This window comes from Variovorax sp. CAN15, assembly GCF_030462475.1.
Classification (GTDB): domain Bacteria; phylum Pseudomonadota; class Gammaproteobacteria; order Burkholderiales; family Burkholderiaceae_C; genus Variovorax.
The window spans coordinates 1-2,384 of sequence record NZ_JASMRZ010000172.1; the positions used below are offsets into that span (position 1 = coordinate 1).

Here is a 2,384-nt window from a genome sequence, read left to right on the forward strand (position 1 = left end):
CGACGAAGCCCGGCGCGAGCGCCAGGCCGAACAGGGTGGCCAGTGCCAACGCGAACACCAGCCCCTGCGCAGCGCCGGCCAGCGTGGAGTCCAGCGGCGGCATCTACAACAACGCCGCGCAGATCTGGAACCACACCTTCTTCTGGAACTGCATGAAGCCGCAAGGCGGCGGTACGCCCACCGGCGCGCTGGCCAAGGCCATCGAGGCCAAGTGGGGCAGCTACGACGCCTTCAAGGAAGCCTTCGTGAAATCGGCCGTGGGCAACTTCGGCTCGGGCTGGACCTGGCTGGTGAAGAAGGCCGACGGCTCGGTGGACATCGTGAACACCGGTGCAGCCGGCACGCCGCTGACCACCGCCGACACCGCGCTGCTGACGGTGGACGTCTGGGAGCACGCCTACTACATCGACTACCGCAACCTGCGCCCCAAGTTCGTCGAGACCTTCCTGGCCAAACTGGTCAACTGGGACTTCGCCGCGAAGAACTTCGGCTGATTCCGGATTCGCTCAACGACAAAAAGCCGACCTGTGCAGCCTGTGTAAATAGTCTGCTGGCCGCTTAGATCCAGATGCCCTGCGAAAGCGGGGCATTTTCGTTGGGCGAGCGATTGCGCCCCGGGCCTCGGCCCCGCAGCGCCTGGAGCACATCGAGGATGCCCCTTCATGTTGAGCACCCGCTTCAGGTTGTAGGCCATCACCGCCAGGGCGAACTCCGCTTGCGCTCCTGTGAGGTGCCTCATCCGCAGGCGGGCATTGCCCAGGATCAGGTGCTTGACGCTGGCGAAGAGGGGCTCCACCGTCTGGCGCCTGAGCGCCATCATCCAGGGGTTGGCTGCCAGGCTGCTCGGATTGGCCTCAAGCGCCTCTTCATACAGGTGGCGCGTCACGAAGCGCCGTCTGGCCGTGGTGCCTCCGGGCTTGCGTGCGCATTGAACGCAGTCGCCAGGCTGTGCGGCGCAGATCACCGTCTTGTTCTTGCGCGAGAGCTGCTTGCGCCCCAGGGCGCTGCTAGCCGGGCAGGTGAAGCTGTCGCCGGCCGCCTCGCAGACGAAGGCGCCTGCGGCAGGTTTTGTCGGCCATAGGGCGGGGCGCTCAGCGTTTGCTGGCTGCGAACAGTTCGCCGCCAAGCTTTGCACCCTTCTTGATGTTCTTCTTGGCGAACCAGCCCTGGTTCATTTCGAGTACGTAACGCACCGGCTCCAGGGAACAATGCGTGTTCTCCGTCATGGGCTGCATGTCCGCGAGGTTGACGATGCGGCCATCGTCGGCGACGAAGGCGGCGGTCAGCGGCAGGATCGTGTTGCGCATCCAGAAGCACTGCGTTGCCGATTGCTCGAACACGAAGATCATGCCTTCGGCCTGCGGCATTTCCTTGCGGAACATCAAGCCGATCTCACGTTGAAGCGGGGTTTGCGCGACCTGCGCATCAATCTTGTACAGGCCGACTGACAGTTGCGTGCGTGGTAGGTCGGTCTGAGGCTGCTGCTGGGCATGCGCCGGCATCGTGAACGATGCGTATGCGAGGAGCAGGGGGAGCAAGGCGGAGAGACGCTTGGGCATCGGACGACTCTTTCGGGGCGGGGCCAAGGCCCGACCTGGATTAAAAATGCCAATAAAAATGCCCGCTGATGCGGGCATTGCCGGTGAGCGCGGAAGCTTACACCTTCTTGGCTGCGGCCGTGTGAGCCTTGGCCACGTGACGAACCTTGTGCTTCTTGGCCGCGTGCTTCTTGGCCGAAGCGTGCTTGGCGGCCTTGGCTGCAGGGGCGGGAGCGGCCGTCGTGGGTTCGGCTTGTTGAGCGAAAGCGCCGACGGCGAAGAGACCGGCGACCAGGGCTGCGAGCAGCTTGTTCATGAACATATCCTTTGAAATTCGTTGATCTGGATTGCCCTCCCTGCGGAAGGTAGACATTCAACGGAGGCCACTGTGTGCGGTTGACAGCGATGTGAGCGCTGCAGATGAAAAAAAGCCCGGCTCAAAGTCTGCGTAAATAGTCTGCGGGCCGCTTGGATCCAGATGCCCTGCGAAAGCGGGGCATTTTTCGTTGGGCGAGCGATTGCCCCCCCGTGCCTCGGCCCCGCAGCGCCTGGAGCACATCGAGGATGCCCCTTCATGTTGAGCACCCGCTTCAGGTTGTAGGCCATCACCGCCAGGGCGAACTCCGCTTGCGCTCCTGTGAGGTGCCTCATCCGCAGGCGGGCATTGCCCAGGATCAGGTGCTTGACGCTGGCGAAGAGGGGCTCCACCGTCTGGCGCCTGAGCGCCATCATCCAGGGCTTGGCTGCAAGCCGGCTCGTATCGGCCTCAAGCGCCTCTTCATGCAGGTGGCGCGTCGCGAAGCGGACACCGTCGGCATGAGCCAGCGCGACCGCGCCGTGCCCGAG

Annotated in this window: 5 protein-coding genes; 1 reads left to right on the plus strand and 4 read right to left on the minus strand. The window is 63.9% G+C overall.

The window, feature by feature from the left end; all coding sequences use genetic code 11:
• The coding region (locus QMO14_RS33115; protein WP_301512363.1) for a superoxide dismutase at nt 1–494 on the plus strand (494 nt) is incomplete at its 5' end.
• Here the strand turns inward: QMO14_RS33115 and QMO14_RS33460 are convergent.
• From QMO14_RS33460 to QMO14_RS33130, 4 genes are all read right to left on the minus strand, one after another.
• Nucleotides 410–1,135 (minus strand): transposase, encoded by a 726-nt coding sequence (locus QMO14_RS33460; RefSeq protein WP_367618194.1) that lies wholly within the window; start codon nt 1,133–1,135, stop codon nt 410–412. The genes QMO14_RS33115 and QMO14_RS33460 overlap by 85 nt on opposite strands.
• Nucleotides 1,092–1,559: a DUF192 domain-containing protein gene (locus tag QMO14_RS33120; RefSeq protein ID WP_301512364.1), complete on the minus strand. Its 468-nt coding sequence runs from the start codon at nt 1,557–1,559 to the stop codon at nt 1,092–1,094. The genes QMO14_RS33460 and QMO14_RS33120 overlap by 44 nt, the downstream gene beginning before the upstream one ends.
• A 97-nt stretch (nt 1,560–1,656) precedes the next feature.
• Nucleotides 1,657–1,854 carry a hypothetical protein gene (locus QMO14_RS33125; RefSeq protein ID WP_301512367.1) on the minus strand — a complete coding sequence of 66 codons (198 nt, stop codon included), beginning with the start codon at nt 1,852–1,854 and terminating at the stop codon, nt 1,657–1,659.
• On the minus strand, nt 1,851–2,384 hold a 534-nt coding region (locus QMO14_RS33130), incomplete at its 5' end, for a transposase (protein WP_301512369.1). The genes QMO14_RS33130 and QMO14_RS33125, both read right to left, overlap by 4 nt.

What these genes read in the sequence shown, in the direction of transcription:
- QMO14_RS33120 (WP_301512364.1), bottom strand. Translation starts at nt 1,559, where the DNA reads ATGCCCAAGCGTCTCTCCGCCTTGCTCCCCCTGCTCCTCGCATACGCA.
- QMO14_RS33125 (WP_301512367.1), bottom strand. Translation starts at nt 1,854, where the DNA reads ATGAACAAGCTGCTCGCAGCCCTGGTCGCCGGTCTCTTCGCCGTCGGC.